A 17,822-nucleotide genomic window follows, 5' to 3' on the forward strand; every position below is an offset into this window, starting at 1 on the left:
GCGCCCCGCCCCTCTGGCGTGTTGTCAAACGGGAAACGGACTCTAAAAAGGCCTCTCGGAAGACGTGAGAGGCAAGACGGGCTCTTGACTAATGCCTTAAGCTGAAACAGGCCACGCTGTCATAGCTGTGATCTGCAATAACACTCATTCCCAGGGCGGTGGCTTCCATAAGCACTTCTTCCGCCTTCTGTCCATCTGCCGCCAATTCAGCCGCCAGAACGTTAAGCTCTTCCTGAGAAATCCCGATTTCTTTATTCGCTTTACTCATTGATTCCTCTTCGATTCCTAATAGGTTCTGTAAACAAAGATTCTTTCGTGAATCTTCCGTGGTCTCAGTCGCTCAACTACTCTTTAGGCTCGTCGGACTGATATGCGAGCGAGATATGGGCTTTGGGTTCAATGGCTTGTTCCAGCAATTTCCTGCGGATGGACTCGGCAACATCAAAGCGCCGCTGGCTTTTTGCCATGATGTACATTCCAATCAAGGCAGCGATTCGTGTGTATTCAGCACGGCTTGCATTGTTCAGGTCGGCCATCGACTCAATCAGATCAAGCTCCACGTCATCGACGCGTACTGTGTAAGGGTTAGCCTTCAATTTGCGGGCTGGGATGTAATTAGAAAAGTTGCTAACAGCTGTCATACTCATAGGGGGGTCACCTCTCTCCTTTTTAGAACTTCGTACATGCGGGACCAGGGAAAATCTGGCGCGGCCTCTTCCATCGTTACCTGGCCGTTTGAAATGTCCTCCAAGGCAACTGCTCTCTCTGCAGTAATTGGCCGGTCACCAGAAATGATCATGCAAAGGTAAACAGGGCTTATTTCCAGCTCGGAAGCCAACTGCTTGCGCTGACCTCTTGGCAGGCTTTCGTAGTAGCTCTTTGGGTCCATAACCTTGGGCTCAATAGTTCGTCATTTGGTTAACTTTAAGTTTACCCTTTGGTTATGTTAACGACGACTGGTAACTTTTTGTTGAAGATTACGTAAAAGTGAAGGAAACCATATAATTTGCGAAACGAGATTTGGGCGGAGTGAAATGGTTAGGGCTTCAGGGGATATACTGATAAGGCGAGTTCGCCAAGAAAGGCTAAGGCAGATAATTGATCAGCGTTTTGACGGCGTGGCCAAAGACTATGCCGCCGCCGTTGGCATTGCTCCCTCTCAACTTAGCGGATACTTGAGCAACAGCCCTTCTTCTCGGTCAGTTGGAGAAAAAGCGGCAAGGAATTGGGAAGAAAAGCTGGGATTGGATAGCGGTAGCCTAGATGATCACAGACTACTACCAGCAGAAAAACAGCGAGACCTTGGCTTTGTGCCCGAGGCGCTGAATAACCGCCCTACATCCAATAACCAGACTGGCATCATCGTAGATGAACTGCTCCGCGAGAGAGGGTTTGACTCAGAAAGCATCACTTGGTTTACCCAGCCAGATTCAAGCATGCAAGCACGAATACCAAGGGGCTCATTGGTAGCGATAGAACCACGGAAAGATATTCTTGATGGGAATCTTTATTTGATCGGCTTGCAAAATGGTCAGCGGGTTATTCGCCAGGTATTTCACGACCCCGATGGTTCATTCCTCCTACAGCCAGAAACCCCCTCCTACCCGGTCCATAAGCTTAGCGGCGACCAAGTGAAGGTTATAGGTGCTGTCGTTTGGTACGGCGCTTTTATAGATTAGATCCGCGCCATTAATCCTGACCGGCAGTTAATAGATGAAAGATAGATCAACAGCTCATCTCGTAAGACGTGAGAGGCTCAAGCAGATTGTTGCTCAGATGTTTAATGGGAGCCAAAAAGCATGCGGTGATGCAGCGGGTGTAGCACCAGCAAGAATAAGCAACTACTTAAGCGACAACCCTAAGTCGCAATCAATGGGTGAGCGTGCTGCACGGATGATTGAGGAGCGGATAGGACTGCCAGAAGGCTCGCTGGACGATGCCAACCAACTACCGACCGAACTGCAAAGGTCAATAGGAGTCCTCCACTGTTCAGCAGTTAGAGCCAATGAAGCTGCCGACCCGGAAGCCATAGCAGGCTGGATGCTTCAGCAACGAGGATATGATCTATCTAGAATTATTTGGTTCACGCAACCAGACTCAAGCATGAGTGCTCGTATTCCAAAGGGTTCGATCGCCGCTGCGCATTCAGGTGGCGACGTAGTTGATGGGGATTATTATCTGCTTAAGTTTCCGTCAGGCCGAAGAGCGATTAGAAGGATCTTTGTTGATCCGGCTGAGGGTAATTTAGTAATTCAACCCGAAAACTCTCAATACTCCTCGCATGTATTCGCAAGCGAAAAGGTCAAGGTTATCGGTCAAATAGTTTGGTATTGCACATTTCTGCACTGAAACAAAAAAAGCACAGCGCAGACTTAAGATTTATGGTAAAAATCGCCCAAAAGGTTTACCTGCTGTAGAGTAGTATGATGATTCTAAAAAAGATTCTAATTGTGGACGACGTGGAGGCCACAAGAGCGCTAACATCTGTATCCCTTCGCATCGCGAGGGTGATAGACAGCGCGAGCGTTATAGATGAGGCCGATTGTGCTGATGCCGCCGTGAGCCTGCTTGCTACGAATACTTACGACCTAATTATTGCTGACGTTCACCTGCCGCGAGACAACGGCTTTGATCTAGCGACACGTATCAGGCGCGAATTCTCAAAAGATGTGCCCATCATTGTAATTTCCGGCTATCCAATGGCTGAGCAAGCTGAACGCCACTTAAGAAACGGCACAATAACTCGCTACCTGGAACAGCGGGAGCAAGACAGCTTAGGTGCGCACAAGCTCAGGGAAACTATCTTGAGCCTGTTTCCCGAGCACTCTGCAGCTTCTGCTGATGCCTAATTTCTATCCCTGTAATCACATCTAAAGCACCGTTTAACATCTTCTCGTCCCAAGTTGAAAGGTGGTCAATCAGGAACCGGAAAATCGGATTAGTTTGAGCCACAGTAACAACGTGGCTCAATTGCGGATCCAGATTCTTCCCGGAGCTAATTTCCCCTCTGAACAAATAAGCCTCGTCAACCCCAAAGTACTCGCATAGTGTCCTTACGTTTTCGGGACTCAGCATGCAAGGCCCGTTTGACTCAATAGTTCTAATCTTTTCTCTGGATACCCCCAGCACTTCAGCAAGCTGCTTTTGGGTTAATTTTTTCTCATACCTGTTCCGTTGTCTAAGCTCCCTAATTCTTTCACCTATGGTCATGGGTCGCCCCTTCATTAACTTTCCTTAATGTTGGCATTTAAACAAACAAAGCGTCTCCTGCCTCATTGTATGGCACTTAAACACACATACGTCAATGTTCAACAAATAGTCCATATGGACTACAGTGATTCCCGTATCATCAAATGGAGCTAGGAGTAAATTGATGCGCCAGAGTATTGAAGTAGTACTGGACTCAAAGGAGCGAGATGAAGCTGATCAGCTGCGAAACATCGTAGACATGTATCACGCTAGTAGTTCCTGGGGTAAGCAAGAAATGCTGACTCAGTGCAAGAAAGTCCGCAAAAATGACCACAACTTAGGAGTTTTTTTTGACAACTCGGACCCTGAGCACAAGCCGCCAATTATTGAGGACATTGACGAGATATAACGAATAATAACAAGGAGAGCGCTGTGACTGACTCAGTCCACAATCTGCAAAAAATCAGACAGGCGGTAAAGCAGATTGAAATATTATTTCTATCTGCTTCCCCTTCAGAGCAAGCAGCCAAAGAATATGAACATTACAGGAATGAGATATTGCGGGCCTGCGCCACTATATCAACATCACTTACTGTCGAACACCAACCGGCAGAGTAAAACTTACTCTGGTAGTTTTACCCCATACCCCTCCAATAAATACCAATCATACTGACCTGGAGGGCTAAAGACTTCAAAGGTAAAGCTACCTTTCGAAAGTGGTTGAACTCCACTTTCAACATACAAATTCCCCTCCCCTTTTGCCCCATCTTTAACATCGGCTTTATAGTCTCTATAGGTGGCGCTATTTTTGTCTATCAATCTAACAATGACTTGGTGAACAACCCACTCACGGTTCCCATTAAACAGCTCGCCTGAAAACGCGCCATTAACCCCTACTTTTCCCTCTCCTGCGATTTTATCAACCGCCAGCTTAGGTATTCTAGAGATCTCCTCAGACGGCACAGAATCAGGGAACTGGTTGCGACATGCCCTGTTTATTGAGCGAGCAGCGACATCACTGACCACCCCTTTCATATGCTCTAGAACGCATTCATCAAAATTTTTTGAATCAATAGTTCCACCTTGAGCAACCCCTGACGCCACAGCAGCGGCCACAAACAGCACTTTAATCATAGCCTTCCCTAAAAAGTTACCAAAAAAGTTAAAAAAAATTCTTGACCTCAGTTAACCGTTTGCTTAACTTTGCATTCATGGTTAACTTTTTGATTAACTGGTGACAATAATGAAAAGCACTCCTACAGCCCCAGACAAAGCAACTGACCAAAAGATGTTTGACCGGGCCTGCATGCACCTTAAGCGCAGCTTCCCCAACAGAATCGGGAACGAGCACCGCCTTAAACAATACCAGAATCGCCGCAAGTTTTACGAGACACACGGCGAACTTCCAAAGCAATTCAATTTCAAGGTGTAGGGATGAAGCACCAGGACTACTCAGACATAGATTACGTCGAGCATCTGCAAACCGCTCGTGCCGGCCGTTACTACAGCCAGAGATATGGCGCGTTCTCCGAGTGCAGAGATCCAGATCACCCCGGTTGCTGGAAGTGCGAGCCAGAAGAGTTTGAACCAGAAATCACCCTTACCCAAAGGAGCATGACGCAATGAGCGCGATACAAGAGGAGCAAGCAAGCAGAATCGCTACGGCGAACGCCAATGCTCCAGCAATAAACAACTCTGCTGATCTACAGACTTTGATTTTCAATGCGAGAGCAATGGAAGAGCTGCACCGGCTGGCAACTGTAATGGCTAATGGTTCAAAAGTTACCGTTCCTGAACACTTGCAAGGCTCAGTAGGCGACTGCATGGCAATTTGCATGCAGGCCGCCCAATGGCAAATGAATCCTTTTGCAGTTGCCCAAAAGACTCACATAGTCAACGGCACCCTTGGATATGAGGCTCAATTAGTCAATGCAGTGGTTTCCAGCTCCAAGGTAATACGCGGACGCTTTAAGTATGAGTACGGCGGTGATTGGACCCATGGGGCTAACAACCAAAGTGCCTGGGTGCGTGCAGGGGCAGTATTGGCTGGGGAAACAGAGATTACATGGGGGGAGCGATTATTCCCTGCTCAGATAACTACCAAGAATAGCCCGCTTTGGAAAAGCAACCCAAAGCAGCAATCAGCCTACCTTGCAACCAAGTATTGGGCGCGCCTTTATGCCCCTGACGTAATCCTGGGCGTGTACTCCGCTGACGAACTAAGCGACTACGTACCTCAAGGAGAGACAGATATAACCCCTCCTTCTCAGGAGTCGACCCTGGAAGCGGAAAACTACCCAGACGAACAGTTTCAAGCGAATTTCCCTAAGTGGCGCGATGCGATTGAAGCCGGGAAAAAAACACCTGAGCAAATCATCAGCACCGTCGAGACCAAGGGGAAGCTTACAGAAGATCAAAAGCACCAAATCTGGTCCGTACTTGATGCCGACATCATTGAAGAAGAGGAGCAAGAGCAATGCTAACGATCAATGTCGCTCAAGGGAGCGAAGAGTGGAAGAAGATCCGGACGCTACACCATACCGCTTCTGAGGCATCGGTAATGATGGGTGTCTCACCTTATGCCACTCGTAACGAACTCATTTCAATGAAGGCTACAGGGACCGAAAAGGAGATTGACGAATTTCTACAGCGCCTTTTTGACAAGGGGCATGCAGCCGAAGCGTTAGCCCGTCCGATCGCTGAGAGGATCATAGGCGAAGAGCTTTACCCCATTGTCGCCACTGACGATGACGCCTATCTACTGGCAAGCTTCGATGGCCTCACCATGCTTGAGGATATTATCTGGGAATGCAAGCTATGGAATGAAGAAAAGGCCGCTGTAGTGCAAACCGGTCGCGTCCCTGAATGCGATTACTGGCAAGTACAGCAACAACTTTATGTATCAAAAGCTGAATACTGCCTTTACATGGTGACCGACGGCACTGAAGAAAAGTGTGTTTATGTCAAACAGCTTCCGGTACCAGAAGATCAAGAAAAATTGATCAAGCACTGGCAGCAGTACGAAAAAGATTTGGCGGACTATTCCGGCGCTATCCTGACACCTGAGCCTGTTGGACGCGAGCCAACCGCCCTTCCCGCTCTGAGAGTTGAGATTACTGATGTAAGTACAGTGTCGAATCTCAAGGATTTTCGTGCAGCGGCAAAACTTACGCTGCAAAGCATATCTACCGACCTACAAACAGATGAGGATTTTGCCAACGCTGAATCGTCGGCTAAGTGGTGCAAAGACGTTGAAAAGCGACTCTCACTGACAAGGGATCATGTTCTGAGTCAAACAAAGAGCATAGAGGAAATCTTTAACACAATTGACGAAATCGCGAAGGACACGAAAGCGAAGCGCCTGGATCTTGAGAAAAAAGTTGCAGCCCGTAAGCAACAGATCAGGGATGAAATACTCACTGACGCAAAGGCGGCCCTGAAACTATACATCACTAGCTTCGAAAAAGAGTTCGCACCGCATGGCGTATCGATTCAGTACAGCGGCGCTGATTTCGCTGGAGTAATGAAGGGTAAAAGGAGAATCGACAGTCTCCGCTCCGCCGTTAATGACGAAACAGCCAAGGCCAAGGTTGAGGTAGACGAGATCGCCGAAATCATGCGCGGTAACATCCAGCAGCTCAATGAGCACGCGACCGGTTACAGGTTCTTGTTTGACGATCTGCAGGCAATCGTAGCCAAGCCCGCTGAGGACTTCGCCGCTATCGTTCAATCTCGCATCCTTGAACACAAAGCCAAGCCCAAGCCTGAAGGCGTATCAGCGCCCCGCACCTTAAACAGCTTGGTCAATTCAGAGTCAGCGAAAGCCCGCCCCATTAAACCAAGTCGCCCAACAGATAACGAGATTATCGGTGTGCTTGCCAATCATTTCGACGTAGCCGAAGAAACAGTGATCTTGTGGCTGCATGACATGAACCTGAACGATTACCCAGCCGTCAGCAACTTTTAAGGAGAAATGACAATGAGCAAAAACGTTTCAAATATCAGTCTGGCGGGCGTCCCTTCGTCAGAGCAAATGATGGTGAGCTGGCTTGGAATTTATCTGGCCATCATCGGCGGCGACTCAAGCATGATCAATGATCGTGTGAGAGGTCATTTCAAGCTGGTGGGCGCGTGCCAGAACCATAAGGAGGCCATCAGGGGAATCGTCTCAAGGCTTTCTGCTGTGCCCATCTCAGACAATCGTGAATTGTTCAGCCTTATTACAAAACTTCAGCGAAGGCTTGGGCGTCTTTCCCTGGCTGAAGCTGCTTAACGGCGGAATATTCCGCTTCATTTAACCGTTAGAGAATCTCTGGAGATTCAATCATGAGCACAGACGTGAACGACTTCATTTCAAGCTGTGATGCTGGCGTGCTTGAGCAAAAAATAAGCGCGGCGCTTTCCGAAGTCGCCGCAAACGTCGTCACCTACTCACAAAAAGGGAAAGTGGTATTGACGTTCGATGTCTCCCAACTGGGCACCAGTAGCCAGGTGATGTGTAGCCACAAAATAGTCCACACGCTGCCAACCGCTCGCGGCAAGATTTCAGCCGAGGATGCAAGCCAGACACCTTTCCACGTTGGCCGCAATGGGAAGCTAACCCTATTCCCTGAAGATCAATCAGACATGTTTGACCTGGACAAAAAGCAAATTCAACGGCATAGCGAGAAACATTAATGGAAAAGCAAGCTCTTCAACTTATCCAAGATACAGCGATTGCAGCAGATAAAGAGTTACCAGCAACTCAGATTCCCGTTATCACGCTGCCCGAAAATATCTGCATCCACAGCTTAGAAAGGTATATGGCTGCACCAGCACGGTATCGGGCAAAATTTAACACAGGATCATTAAAGGATTTTGTCAGTTACATTCACGAAGTAGGCACCGCAGATTGTTTTATCTACGCGGATGAGATGAATGCTCAAGCCCTCTTTGATAAAGGAACAATTGCGAAACCCGGCCACGGCGAGCATACGGCAAAACTGAAGCTCAAAGCCACGGCGGAATTCACTGAACTTAAAAACCGTGGGAAGGACCGCTTATCTCAAAAGGATCTTGCTGAGTGGATGGAAGAATGGCGCGATTTCATAACGCCTATCGACGCTACGGGGGAAGAAATCAAGTTACCGAAAGCTCTTGCGAGCATCCGCAGTTTCACCCTGAAGGCTGTTAGTGAGCAAACCCACGAATCTCGCGACTACGGTGCAACTAAAAGCACATTCGACAAAATCGACGCCGAAGCCCGTGACGGGGCATTGCCCTGGGGAATCAAGTTTACATGCTTCCCTTATCTCGACCTTCAGGAGCGAACCTTCCACATTCGCTTCAGTATGATCTCTGGACGTGGCGAGCCAGCCTTTGCTCTCAGAATTCTCCGCCTCGATGCTATCGAGGAATTAATCGCTGATGAATTCAAGAGCCTAATCCTGGAAAAAGTAAAAGCCCACACTGCTGGCAATTACCGTGTGTTTGTTGGGGAGTTGTCTTAATGGGTCGCGGCGTTAACAAGACGATCTTGCTGGGAAACCTTGGCCAAGATCCCGAGCTACGTTACACACCTTCCGGTTCCGCTGTCGCAAACCTGAACCTAGCTACAGACGAAAGCTACAAGGATCGTCAAACCGGGCAAATGGTACCGCGCACGGAATGGCACAAAGTTGTTGTTTTCGGGAAATTGGCTGAAGTCATCCAGCAGTATGCAAAGAAAGGCAGCAAGCTTTATTTGGAAGGGCGACTTCAAACCCGCAAATGGCAAGACCAGTCTGGGCAAGATCGCTACACCACAGAAGTGCTTGTGGACGTGCAGGGGCAAATCAGGCTCTTGGACCCTCGTGACAATACGAGCCAAGGGCACAATCAACCACCTCAACAGCGACAGCCCGCGCAGCCAGCCGGTAATGCAGGCAGTTACGCCGGAGCTTCTGGAGCATCTAGCTACAGACAAAACCAACAGGGAGCAACCGGCCCCCAAACAATCGACGACTTTGACGATGATATTCCCTTCGCGATTGCTCAAACACTCGTCGTTTAACTTAAGGAAAAACCATGCAAAGCAAAGACCTATATATCAAATTGACTGACCCTACCGGCAACGCAAGAGAAGTCATTAATTACCATCGTGTTCACGATGAGGCGTGCTTTATCGCTTCTCAACGCCGGACGCATGAACAAAACGCCAAGGGCGCTGACGTCCGCAAAGTTTCTTTGGCAACCGAATCTGAATACAAAGCATTCATGAACTACAAGAGCCAGGCCGCTTAAGCGGCCCCACCCCATCACTTGATAGGACCAACAGCATGAACAAGAAAGAAACGTTACGCGCAAAAATAGCCGGCCTTTTAAATTTAATCTTTGTAAGGCTCGCCACTGGCGGAAATATCAAGCTGGTGGATGAGTGTAAAACCTTTCGCGTAGGCAATACCCAGTTTTCTGCCGCTGTGCAGGAACTCGGAATCCTGGCTCCAGTAAGAAACGGCAAGGCAACACAGTGGAAATGGAGCGCCGGACATGTTGACGATTTGATGATTGAAAGGGTCGTTGAAAAAATCGAAGCAATCCGGGAGCGCGTGAATTCGGAGGATGCCGCTAAGAGAGCCGCTGAAAAGTCGGTCGCCCTGGCTGAGCAAGAACCGTTGCCAACAACTGAGCTATCCACCCGCCCGGCTTCTGAGCCTGAAGACTTGCAAGCTCAAATACTGGATGCGGTTCGTGCAAACAATATTCTACTGGAGCAAATGTTGAAAGAGGTTCAGAAAATCTCAAAAACTTGGGGGTTATCTATCGGTGGATCATCTCACACTCTGGATATGGGCGCTCCCGGCACGCTCCCTATAAAGGGTTACAGCCTTTGCAATTCCTAACTTACTCACTCCTGCAGGCCCTCGGATTCCGACGCTACAGCTTCCCCGCCGGAGAGCGTCACGGATTCCAATTTGAGGGCTTTCAGGAGTGGTACTGGAAACCGAAAACCAAGATGGGCAGCTACTACCAAAATCGTTATGGGGACTGGGTGTATACAGGGTTTAAAACATGTACAGAGGGAAAGAAATGAGTAACAAGTCATCAAAACACCATTTCACAAAATATGCCGATGCCCCTCCGAAGCATCCGGGCTGGTACATATGGCGATGTGAGCATAAACAGCTAAAAGGGGTGGTAATTACTTTTATTGATAAGTTCCGCAAACGTGGAGCTGGCCACACAAATGTATTGTCTCCATCGTTCGATTATTGGAACGGCTACCAAGTACTTGTCCCTAACGGTTTAGATTGGGCTCCCTATGAAGGGTCTCCACCTAAGCAAAATATTGATCATACACTCAATATCAACGAGTTGACTTTAAATAAATGCCCCTTCTGCAATGAAGTGCCGCGCTTGACTTATTCAGGTCGTTTCATAGGAGCCAGCCCATTAGATTCGACGGACTGGAGGCTAAAGTGCTGTAGTTGGATTACTGGGCCAAGAATCCCAAACCCAGTTTATTTAATTGAGCAATGGAACAAAAAGACGAGCCCAAAACCCGGACTAGAAGAAACAATCACGCCAGAAATGAAAGCGGCCTGCATCGGAGAATTCACTGTTCAACATAAAGAGCAATGTTTCACCTGCTTATCGTCAGGCGCAATTCCGGAATGCGAGGTCTGCAGGGGTGAAGAAACCTACACTGTAAATGTTCCCGTGCCTTGGGCCACGATGAAAGACATCTACAAAGCCATGCTGAGCCATTCTCCTGCCTATAAAGCAATTCAACAACTGGAGAATCAACTATGAGCAGACTCGCTATTCAAGGCATTTTACTCGTGCTTGCCCTCGTAATCCTTGGCGCAGGCGTAGGATTCAATAGATGGCTCACGAATACAACAACAGTTTCAAGCGTAATCAAACCCAAGCCTGGCGTTGAGTGCGTGGTTGTCACCTCTCAAGAAAGCGTGGCGACTGATTGTAATTGGGGCAAATAGATGCTTACCGCGATAAAAGAGATGTGGCATGACGAATGCGAAAGGAAAATTTTAGTGATGATCATCATTATTATTGCTGCATTTGGAGCCTCGGTTTACGCGATGTACAGGGACGCCCAGCAATGGGCGTTGTTTGCGGCAGAACACGACTGCAAGGTTATCCATCGAGTAAAGGGTGACACCATCGTTGGCACGGGGATAGGGGTTACCACAAGCGGAACCGTCGGGACAGTTACCACAATAACAGCTACCCCCGATAAAACAGCTTATGTGTGCGACGACGGCGTCACTTATTGGAGGTAGGTATGAGCAATGACTTAGAAACACTTGGAGCTTAGAAAAAATGGCAATTGAACAATCTCAGATCGAGCCACGTTACCTGACACAAGTTCAGCCACTTAACCGAGTAACCAAAGAGTTAATCGAATCTCGAATTCAAGAAGTGGATTTTGAAACCGTGGTGATAGCCGGAAAGATGATGATGTTTTGCGGCATCCGTATGGACAACGACTTTGTTGCAGTCGGCCCACCAGCAACATGCATTGACCCAGATAACTGGTGTGAAGATACCGGCCAGAAAGAATCATATAAGAACAGCTTTGAAGAGCTTTGGAAGTTGGAAGCCTATCGGCGGATGAGCACAAAACCTGGGCGGCTGTCGAATTATGATAATTCCAACTCCTAACATCACTGAGGCCAAGCTGATAACTCAGCACCATTGCAACTCTATGAAAGGCAAAGGCGGCTTAGTTGAGTGCAGAAGGTGTCCCGAAACAGTCCGAAGCGTGTGCCATGACTACAAATACACCGTGGTCAGATCAGGCCAGGACGTTGATCAGCATTTAATTGATGCTGCCAATGCAATTAGTAGCTTGGCACGAGACTTAAAAACACCATAGTTAACGAAAAAATAGAAGAGGTGTGTATGGCTTCACCAGAAAGCAAAAACTCTTTGGGCGTTGTTCCCGCAAAGTGGGTTTACGTTAACTTGCTTTGGCCCCTATTTGGTATCACCCGGGACGCTGCTGACGCTTACCGGAAGAAAGGCGCGTGGCTTGAAGGTAAGCATTGGAAACTTCGGGGTCGCCTGGCTGTGTACAACTGGCACGAAATTGAAAAATGGATGGGCTCAGAGGAAGTCAGCGCAGCATGAGCGGATTGCCAAAGGGTGTTACGAAGCTTCCGCCAGGTGTTCGCCTACACTATGGCAAGCTGCAGATCCGGTTTACCCTCCAGGGACGCCGTTGCGCTGAGGTCATCACCGATGTTGTGAGCAAGTCCAATGTGCGTTACTGCGAAAACAAGCTGAGACAGATAAAGAATGAAATTCAGGAGGGGCGGTTTGATTATGCCGCCCACTTCCCCGACTCTCCCCTTGTGTCAGTGTTTTCCGGTGGCTCTTTAAAGGATGCGAATCGATCCGTAGCCCAGGGGATCGATTCTTGGCTGAAGGTTTGCGAAGCCAAAAAGGCCCCTTCGACCTATCGAAACTATGTGCATAAGGCCAACCATGTCCGGGAACACTGGGGAAGCGCGCTGATTCGAAAGATTCCAAAATCTGACATTGAGCTGTTTCAGGCCAAGCTCCTCAAATCCGGCTTAAGTGTTAAGACCGTGAATGACATTTTCACCGTGGTTCGGGCTGTCTGGGGTGATGCGTTTTCAGATGGCGTTATCACGTCGAACCCCTTAGACCTTATCAAGAATGTTGAAAAGGATGGCGACCCGGAACCTGATCCCTTCACAAAAAGCGAGCTTGGGCTTATCTCTCAGGTAAAAACCAAGCGGGTGCAGGACAAAAACATGTTCCTGTTTGACTGCTGGGCGGGCCTCTCCATTTCGGAGCTGATCGCACTCGCTTGGGAGGACATAGACAGAAGCGGCAATTATTGGAAAGCCAAGGTGAGCCGCGCCCGTGTTGAGTCAATTTATAAAGTCCCTAAGGAAAAGGGTCGCGTGCGCGAAATTGAGTTTATCGGCCCAGCAATGGATTGGATCAAATCACAGTATGAGCACACATTCATGAGGGAACCGGTAAAAATCGACGTGATCCAGCGGGACAATATTACGCGCAAGACTGAGCATGTTAGATTCGTATTCTTAAACTCCGTCAGTGACTCGCCCTGGCATAATTCAAGCGTGGGCAGATGGTTTACCCATCTACTTAAAAAAGCCAAAGTCCGGCACCGTGGACCCAACCAGTGCCGCCACACTTACGCCAGCCAGTTGCTATCGCACTATGTTCCTATGGAGTGGATAGCGAAGAGTATGGGGCATGCAGACACAACAATGATTAAGAAGCATTACGCAAGATGGATTCCGAGCGATTCGCCAAGCATGGCCGGGCTGATTACATCTATGGTAAATGGTGAAACTCCCTCGGAAACTGGTCAGAGTTTGCCAGGCATTATCCACCAGTTTCCAAGGACCAAATGATGCTAGATTTTTTCGGCCCAATTTCGGCCCAATTCAAAGACCTTTTAAGACCGTTTGGGAACACTGCAAAAATCAGAACCCTTTATTTATCGGGGCTTCAGGCGGTCCTGAGTGGTCCTAAAAATCTACTGTTGAGGGTTCGAATCCCTCCCTCACTTTGGTTAGTATTCCGCTGCCTGTATACACCCGCCAATTTGCTCTACATACCATACAAGGAAAGAAAATGATCGTCGTCTACGGGATTAAAGAGCAACTGGATCCGATAAAAGCCAAATTATCTGACGTAATCCATGAGTGCATGCAGCAGGTTCTTGGTATGCCAGAAGATAAGCGGGCACATCGGTTTATCCCGCTGGAGAAAGACAACTACTTCTACCCTGGGGGCAGAAGTGACGCTTATACAGTCATTGAAATAAATATGATGGCAGGACGAAAACCAGAAACCCAAAAGAATCTGATCAAGACGCTATTTCAGAAAATCGAAGAGCAACTATCAATTTCACCCATAGATGTGGAAATAACGATTAAGGAACAAGCACCATACCAATGGGGCTTTCGAGGAATGACGGGTGATGAAGTGAACGATCTCAAGTATAAAATCAATCAGTAACAGGATCAGGGAATGTAACTCCCGGCCTGGGACTGGTTGATGAGCGTGATATTTTTAGAGCATGGAGGGAATGTGAAAATGTGGGCAGGTTAAAAGGAGCCTGTTTCCAGACTCCCTTCAACTGACTCCCAAGGTGGCAACTTATTTAGCGCGCTTTCTCGCGGCTAACAGCCCCATTCCAAGACCGAATAGAGCCAGGGTAGCAGGTTCAGGTACTGAAGTTACTGTGATTTTCCACTCTTCAGTTTCGCCCTGGTAGTAGTGACCGGTTGGCGTCATCAAATTGTTGTAGTTGTCGGTGTATTCTGGCTTCCATTGGTCATCCCAGTTATCACCGTACATATTGGTGACAGAGTGCGTGCAGGTAGCCAAAGCTCTTAACCAAAATTCGCCAACGTGATCTTCGGTCAGCGTATATTCATCGGAAAAGAATGCGAAGTCAGGATTAACAGGCTTCTGCCAGGAGCCCAGAACAGGTTCAAAGTCGACCAGTTTGTGCTCACCGTATGCAACTTCATCGCTAACGTCGAATACTCCATTCTGGTCCCAGTCGATCCAGCTCTTCATGAGATCGGCATAGTGATGGCCTACATTCTCTTTGTGCACACTGAACTTGAATTGCACTGTTTGGCCGACTGTCAGGTCTTCGCGTCCCCAAGTGGCTCCGCTGTCAGTACTCCAAGAAACGCCAAAAGGATCGTTATTTGGCGCATCCGCAAGTTCCTGCCATGCGGTCGTGTCGTGAGTGGTAGTGCCGTAGGTTAGCGGAATAGCCTGAACTCCAAAAGCTCCAAGCATGAGCGGCAGGCTAGCAATAATCGCAAATTTCATGATGTCCTCTGAACAGTTGAATCGAATTAGTATTATCAAGCGCTTAACATTAATCCCAGCGCCCTGAACATTGTTCGACATCGCTAAAAGCAATTACCTTGCCAACTATTCATCTTATTGATTTTTAAATACTTTTTATAGGAACTCTTCTGAGCCTGTATATTTTATAGACTCTGTCTATCGGACTAATAAGATGAGGAATGCATAGACTATTGGACTAAAATAGGCTTCAGATTAGGTAGGCACTATTGAGTGAAATTGAATTAAAAAAGCCGCGAACCCTATTGATTTGGTTGAATTTTTGAACCATGTCTCAAGGAGACAAAATTCCGCTGTCCACGCCCCCTGACAACACGTTTAGGACTTTTTTACTCTATTGGTTTCAACTGCTCCAGAGCGATGGTCCGTCGAGACCTTATTTTTACACTGTAAAAAAAATCGACAGATGAGCTTAACCCCGTCTCCAGGGACGGGGTAATCTTTGAGGGATCGAGACTAAAGAAGACTGAAGCGAACCCTGGGATTACAGACCCTAACCTTCCGATAATCCCCGGTTATCAATCAATGAGGCAAAATCCTCACTCAACTTCAGATCATAAATATAGAAACTGTCGTCCCTTTCCCGAGTCACGCACTTACGAGAATCCACTATCCAGGGTGACACTTCTATGAGGTCGTCGAGGAAATGCTTATAGCCGCTATCGGAATAGGCAAAAACCAGTCTTCCATCAGGTTCGATGTGATAGGCACTTCCGAGAATTAACATCTCCAACAGAGATCGACTTCCATGAAAGCATTGCGCCATGGGATGCTTTCGTGATTTCCATACTTGGGAAGTGCGTGAAAAAGGCAGGTTGGCAATGATCAGGTCGAACTTCATCCTGTCAACCAGCATTTCAAAGGGGTGGTTTTTTCTGGTGCAATAAAAGGTTGTTTTCTCTTCCACACCGTTACGAAAGGCGTTCGATTGGGCAACAGCAATTTCTTTCTCATCGATATCCACCCCTGTTACGACACATCCACGCTGCTTTGCGAGCGCTATCGCATAGTAGCCCGTCCCTGTGCCAAGGTCTAAAACCTGAGAACTGGGATTCGCGCAGGTTTTGGCATACTCCAGCAATAAGGTAGACACCTTACCGAAAGTGGGATTGAATCCTTGTCGAGGGATATCAAACTCAAGCCCTTGATAATGATATTTTTGATCACCAAGGAGAGTTTCATGCTTGGCAATTATCCCTTCAATGATCGAAACTTTAGCCGGACGCTTTATTTGGGTTAACCAGTACCATACCGGGTTCGTTTTATATTGAATGTACTCATTTGGCTTGCCTTTATGCCGAACGCCAACCCATTGCGCTCCCAATGGATTGGAAGGACTGCCCCCCACCGATTTCTCTGACAACGATAGTGATTTATGCTGAAAAAGTGCCGGAACGCGAAATACCCGGAAATGATCACGCCCCCTGGCCTCCCCCATCATATATTTACCACTAGCCAGCATGGGGGTTAATCTGACATTGAAATAGCGCCTCAGCCCAGGTGCATAAAGTATCGACATGTAGAATCGTCCAAATGAACGCTTCAATTGCGTAATTGATATACTGACTTCACCTCGAACAGGGTCGCTCCAGGCGCTGAAGTATATTCCGGGCTTAATATTTCGACAGCCAAGTCTTCGCCATATTCTGGTCAAAACAGCCGTTAGCCCGATTGAAAACAAACAGATTAGTGAGAGAATCAGTAAAACGGCAGGTAGGTGTTGAAGCCCGTAGGACAGGCTTTCATTCCAAAGTGATGGCATTGTCTGTACTTCCCTTTAACAGCTTTCCACTTCCATGAAGCCAGGCGACAACGTTAAATTATCTGCTCTTACTCCGGTCGAATGACTTCCCCTTATTCCCTATCCCCAATTCATCATCCCTGTCCCAGATACTGTCACTATGCCAGTGATGGCAATTATCCGACGGTCACTAAAAGAACCAGAAAATGATGACAACGCACTACTTTTAGATCAATTTTTGTACTACCAAAATAAAGGCTAGACACCAATCGCAAGGAAGTAAAGAGCCAAGGGGCCTGCTCTTCTATGCCATTACCTGATATGAAAAACCGATTCAACGGCTAATTTCAATTAAGCTCTCAACAACGGGAAGAACAACATCGCCATTATCGCGGTACTCTACCGTCGCTTCGAGCATGCGAATAAAACATTCGCGGCTTTCTCGATACTCACGGACTTTCGAAGCAAAAAAAATTCAAGGGTATCGTAAAAATCAGATAATGAGTTGCCCCAAATCCCAGTCTCAAATGCAGCTAACTCAGTTACGTCATATCCCGCCTTATTCAGGTCACAGGTCAGTTGCTCAGTCCCTCCATTATGCGGCATCCCAAGAGCCTCATAGACCTGAGCCGCAAAACAATCCCAGGGACATCCATCTTGATAGGTCATCCATCTTGACAGGTAACGTAGAAAAGACGCCCGATGCCCGTCGACTGAGCAAACAGGGCATCGATTGGTAAGCGTCCGGCTATCACAGGTTGACCGGACCGCTCCAGTTGTGAGGCAGTAATTCAGCAATGGCACTGTTCTTCTGCGTCGGCAGACGCGCCAGTACATCTTTCAGATAAGCATAGGGATCATGTCCGTTCAGTTTGGCCGATTGGATCAGACTCATTACTGCCGCTGCCCGCTGACCACTGCGCAGCGATCCGGCAAACAACCAGTTGGAACGACCCAGCGCCCAAGGCCGGATCTGGTTTTCCACCCAATTATTGTCGATGGGCACGGCGCCATCCTC

Annotated in this window: 28 protein-coding genes; 20 read left to right on the plus strand and 8 right to left on the minus strand. The window is 47.9% G+C overall.

Annotation, left to right across the window (positions count from 1 at the left end; all coding sequences use genetic code 11):
• Positions 1-88: 88 nt before the first annotated feature.
• From F566_RS0125345 to F566_RS34040, 3 genes are all read right to left on the minus strand, one after another.
• On the minus strand, positions 89-268 hold the full coding sequence (locus tag F566_RS0125345) for a hypothetical protein (protein WP_020409846.1): 180 nt from the start codon (positions 266-268) through the stop codon (positions 89-91).
• Between the two features lie 76 nt (positions 269-344).
• On the minus strand, positions 345-647 hold the full coding sequence (locus F566_RS0125350; RefSeq protein ID WP_020409847.1) for a hypothetical protein: 303 nt from the start codon (positions 645-647) through the stop codon (positions 345-347).
• Positions 644-889 carry a YdaS family helix-turn-helix protein gene (locus F566_RS34040; RefSeq protein ID WP_020409848.1) on the minus strand — a complete coding sequence of 82 codons (246 nt, stop codon included), beginning with the start codon at positions 887-889 and terminating at the stop codon, positions 644-646. Before F566_RS34040 ends, F566_RS0125350 begins: the two co-directional genes overlap by 4 nt.
• 145 nt (positions 890-1,034) lie before the next feature.
• Between F566_RS34040 and F566_RS0125360 the strand changes: the two genes are divergently transcribed.
• From F566_RS0125360 to F566_RS0125370, 3 genes are all read left to right on the plus strand, one after another.
• Complete coding sequence (locus tag F566_RS0125360; protein ID WP_020409849.1) at positions 1,035-1,679, plus strand: S24 family peptidase; 645 nt, start codon at positions 1,035-1,037, stop codon at positions 1,677-1,679.
• A 34-nt stretch (positions 1,680-1,713) separates the two neighbouring features.
• Positions 1,714-2,349: a S24 family peptidase gene (locus F566_RS0125365; RefSeq protein WP_020409850.1), complete on the plus strand. Its 636-nt coding sequence runs from the start codon at positions 1,714-1,716 to the stop codon at positions 2,347-2,349.
• A 74-nt stretch (positions 2,350-2,423) separates the two neighbouring features.
• A complete protein-coding gene (locus tag F566_RS0125370) occupies positions 2,424-2,849 on the plus strand; it encodes a response regulator (RefSeq protein ID WP_083921175.1) in 426 nt (141 codons plus the stop codon).
• Here the strand turns inward: F566_RS0125370 and F566_RS36480 are convergent.
• Entirely contained in the window at positions 2,800-3,210 is a 411-nt protein-coding gene (locus F566_RS36480; protein WP_157497078.1) for a helix-turn-helix domain-containing protein, read from the minus strand. The genes F566_RS0125370 and F566_RS36480 overlap by 50 nt on opposite strands.
• Before the next feature lie 411 nt (positions 3,211-3,621).
• Between F566_RS36480 and F566_RS0125380 the strand changes: the two genes are divergently transcribed.
• The gene (locus tag F566_RS0125380; protein WP_020409853.1) at positions 3,622-3,807 is read left to right on the plus strand and encodes a hypothetical protein; all 186 of its coding nucleotides are present in this window, start codon (positions 3,622-3,624) and stop codon (positions 3,805-3,807) included.
• A gap of 3 nt (positions 3,808-3,810) precedes the next feature.
• Here F566_RS0125380 and F566_RS0125385 read toward each other — a convergent pair whose 3' ends face one another.
• The gene (locus F566_RS0125385) at positions 3,811-4,323 is read right to left on the minus strand and encodes a hypothetical protein (RefSeq protein WP_020409854.1); all 513 of its coding nucleotides are present in this window, start codon (positions 4,321-4,323) and stop codon (positions 3,811-3,813) included.
• 109 nt (positions 4,324-4,432) lie between these two features.
• On the opposite strand from F566_RS0125385, the gene F566_RS0125390 reads away from it, so the two are divergent.
• The 16 genes from F566_RS0125390 (at position 4,433) to F566_RS0125475 (ending at position 14,193) form a co-directional block, all read left to right on the plus strand.
• Positions 4,433-4,621, plus strand: coding sequence for a hypothetical protein (locus F566_RS0125390; protein WP_020409855.1), 189 nt, complete (start codon positions 4,433-4,435; stop codon positions 4,619-4,621).
• A 2-nt stretch (positions 4,622-4,623) separates the two neighbouring features.
• Positions 4,624-4,815, plus strand: coding sequence for a hypothetical protein (locus F566_RS0125395; protein ID WP_020409856.1), 192 nt, complete (start codon positions 4,624-4,626; stop codon positions 4,813-4,815).
• Positions 4,812-5,672, plus strand: a complete 861-nt coding sequence (locus tag F566_RS34045) for a RecT family recombinase (RefSeq protein ID WP_020409857.1) — start codon at positions 4,812-4,814, stop codon at positions 5,670-5,672. The genes F566_RS0125395 and F566_RS34045 overlap by 4 nt, the downstream gene beginning before the upstream one ends.
• On the plus strand, positions 5,666-7,156 hold the full coding sequence (locus F566_RS34050) for a lambda-exonuclease family protein (protein WP_020409858.1): 1,491 nt from the start codon (positions 5,666-5,668) through the stop codon (positions 7,154-7,156). Before F566_RS34045 ends, F566_RS34050 begins: the two co-directional genes overlap by 7 nt.
• 12 nt (positions 7,157-7,168) lie before the next feature.
• On the plus strand, positions 7,169-7,462 hold the full coding sequence (locus F566_RS0125410; protein ID WP_020409859.1) for a hypothetical protein: 294 nt from the start codon (positions 7,169-7,171) through the stop codon (positions 7,460-7,462).
• Between the two features lie 53 nt (positions 7,463-7,515).
• Positions 7,516-7,866 carry a hypothetical protein gene (locus tag F566_RS34055; RefSeq protein ID WP_020409860.1) on the plus strand — a complete coding sequence of 117 codons (351 nt, stop codon included), beginning with the start codon at positions 7,516-7,518 and terminating at the stop codon, positions 7,864-7,866.
• Entirely contained in the window at positions 7,866-8,678 is an 813-nt protein-coding gene (locus F566_RS34060) for a DUF2303 family protein (protein WP_020409861.1), read from the plus strand. Before F566_RS34055 ends, F566_RS34060 begins: the two co-directional genes overlap by 1 nt.
• On the plus strand, positions 8,678-9,220 hold the full coding sequence (gene ssb / locus F566_RS0125425; RefSeq protein ID WP_020409862.1) for a single-stranded DNA-binding protein: 543 nt from the start codon (positions 8,678-8,680) through the stop codon (positions 9,218-9,220). The genes F566_RS34060 and ssb overlap by 1 nt, the downstream gene beginning before the upstream one ends.
• 14 nt (positions 9,221-9,234) lie before the next feature.
• The gene (locus F566_RS0125430; protein WP_020409863.1) at positions 9,235-9,450 is read left to right on the plus strand and encodes a hypothetical protein; all 216 of its coding nucleotides are present in this window, start codon (positions 9,235-9,237) and stop codon (positions 9,448-9,450) included.
• A gap of 35 nt (positions 9,451-9,485) precedes the next feature.
• On the plus strand, positions 9,486-10,049 hold the full coding sequence (locus F566_RS0125435; RefSeq protein ID WP_020409864.1) for a hypothetical protein: 564 nt from the start codon (positions 9,486-9,488) through the stop codon (positions 10,047-10,049).
• Between the two features lie 187 nt (positions 10,050-10,236).
• On the plus strand, positions 10,237-10,959 hold the full coding sequence (locus F566_RS0125440; protein WP_033416878.1) for a hypothetical protein: 723 nt from the start codon (positions 10,237-10,239) through the stop codon (positions 10,957-10,959).
• Between the two features lie 188 nt (positions 10,960-11,147).
• Positions 11,148-11,450, plus strand: coding sequence for a hypothetical protein (locus F566_RS35810; protein ID WP_020409867.1), 303 nt, complete (start codon positions 11,148-11,150; stop codon positions 11,448-11,450).
• Positions 11,451-11,490: 40 nt separating this feature from the next.
• On the plus strand, positions 11,491-11,832 hold the full coding sequence (locus F566_RS34075) for a Gp49 family protein (protein ID WP_020409868.1): 342 nt from the start codon (positions 11,491-11,493) through the stop codon (positions 11,830-11,832).
• A gap of 240 nt (positions 11,833-12,072) precedes the next feature.
• On the plus strand, positions 12,073-12,300 hold the full coding sequence (gene xisR, locus F566_RS0125460) for an excisionase family protein (protein ID WP_020409869.1): 228 nt from the start codon (positions 12,073-12,075) through the stop codon (positions 12,298-12,300).
• Entirely contained in the window at positions 12,297-13,583 is a 1,287-nt protein-coding gene (locus tag F566_RS0125465; protein WP_020409870.1) for an Arm DNA-binding domain-containing protein, read from the plus strand. Before xisR ends, F566_RS0125465 begins: the two co-directional genes overlap by 4 nt.
• A gap of 223 nt (positions 13,584-13,806) precedes the next feature.
• Positions 13,807-14,193, plus strand: coding sequence for a tautomerase family protein (locus F566_RS0125475; protein WP_020409872.1), 387 nt, complete (start codon positions 13,807-13,809; stop codon positions 14,191-14,193).
• A 141-nt stretch (positions 14,194-14,334) separates the two neighbouring features.
• On the opposite strand, the gene F566_RS0125480 is transcribed toward F566_RS0125475, so the two are convergent.
• The 3 genes from F566_RS0125480 to F566_RS0125495 form a co-directional block, all read right to left on the minus strand.
• Positions 14,335-15,024 (minus strand): PEP-CTERM sorting domain-containing protein, encoded by a 690-nt coding sequence (locus F566_RS0125480; protein WP_020409873.1) that lies wholly within the window; start codon positions 15,022-15,024, stop codon positions 14,335-14,337.
• Between the two features lie 532 nt (positions 15,025-15,556).
• Positions 15,557-16,582 carry a methyltransferase domain-containing protein gene (locus tag F566_RS0125485; RefSeq protein WP_026180309.1) on the minus strand — a complete coding sequence of 342 codons (1,026 nt, stop codon included), beginning with the start codon at positions 16,580-16,582 and terminating at the stop codon, positions 15,557-15,559.
• Positions 16,583-17,555: 973 nt separating this feature from the next.
• Positions 17,556-17,822: transposase domain-containing protein (locus F566_RS0125495; RefSeq protein WP_020405026.1), on the minus strand; the 267-nt coding region annotated here is incomplete at its 5' end.

The sequence above is a fragment of the Hahella ganghwensis DSM 17046 genome (assembly GCF_000376785.1).
Classification (GTDB): domain Bacteria; phylum Pseudomonadota; class Gammaproteobacteria; order Pseudomonadales; family Oleiphilaceae; genus Hahella; species Hahella ganghwensis.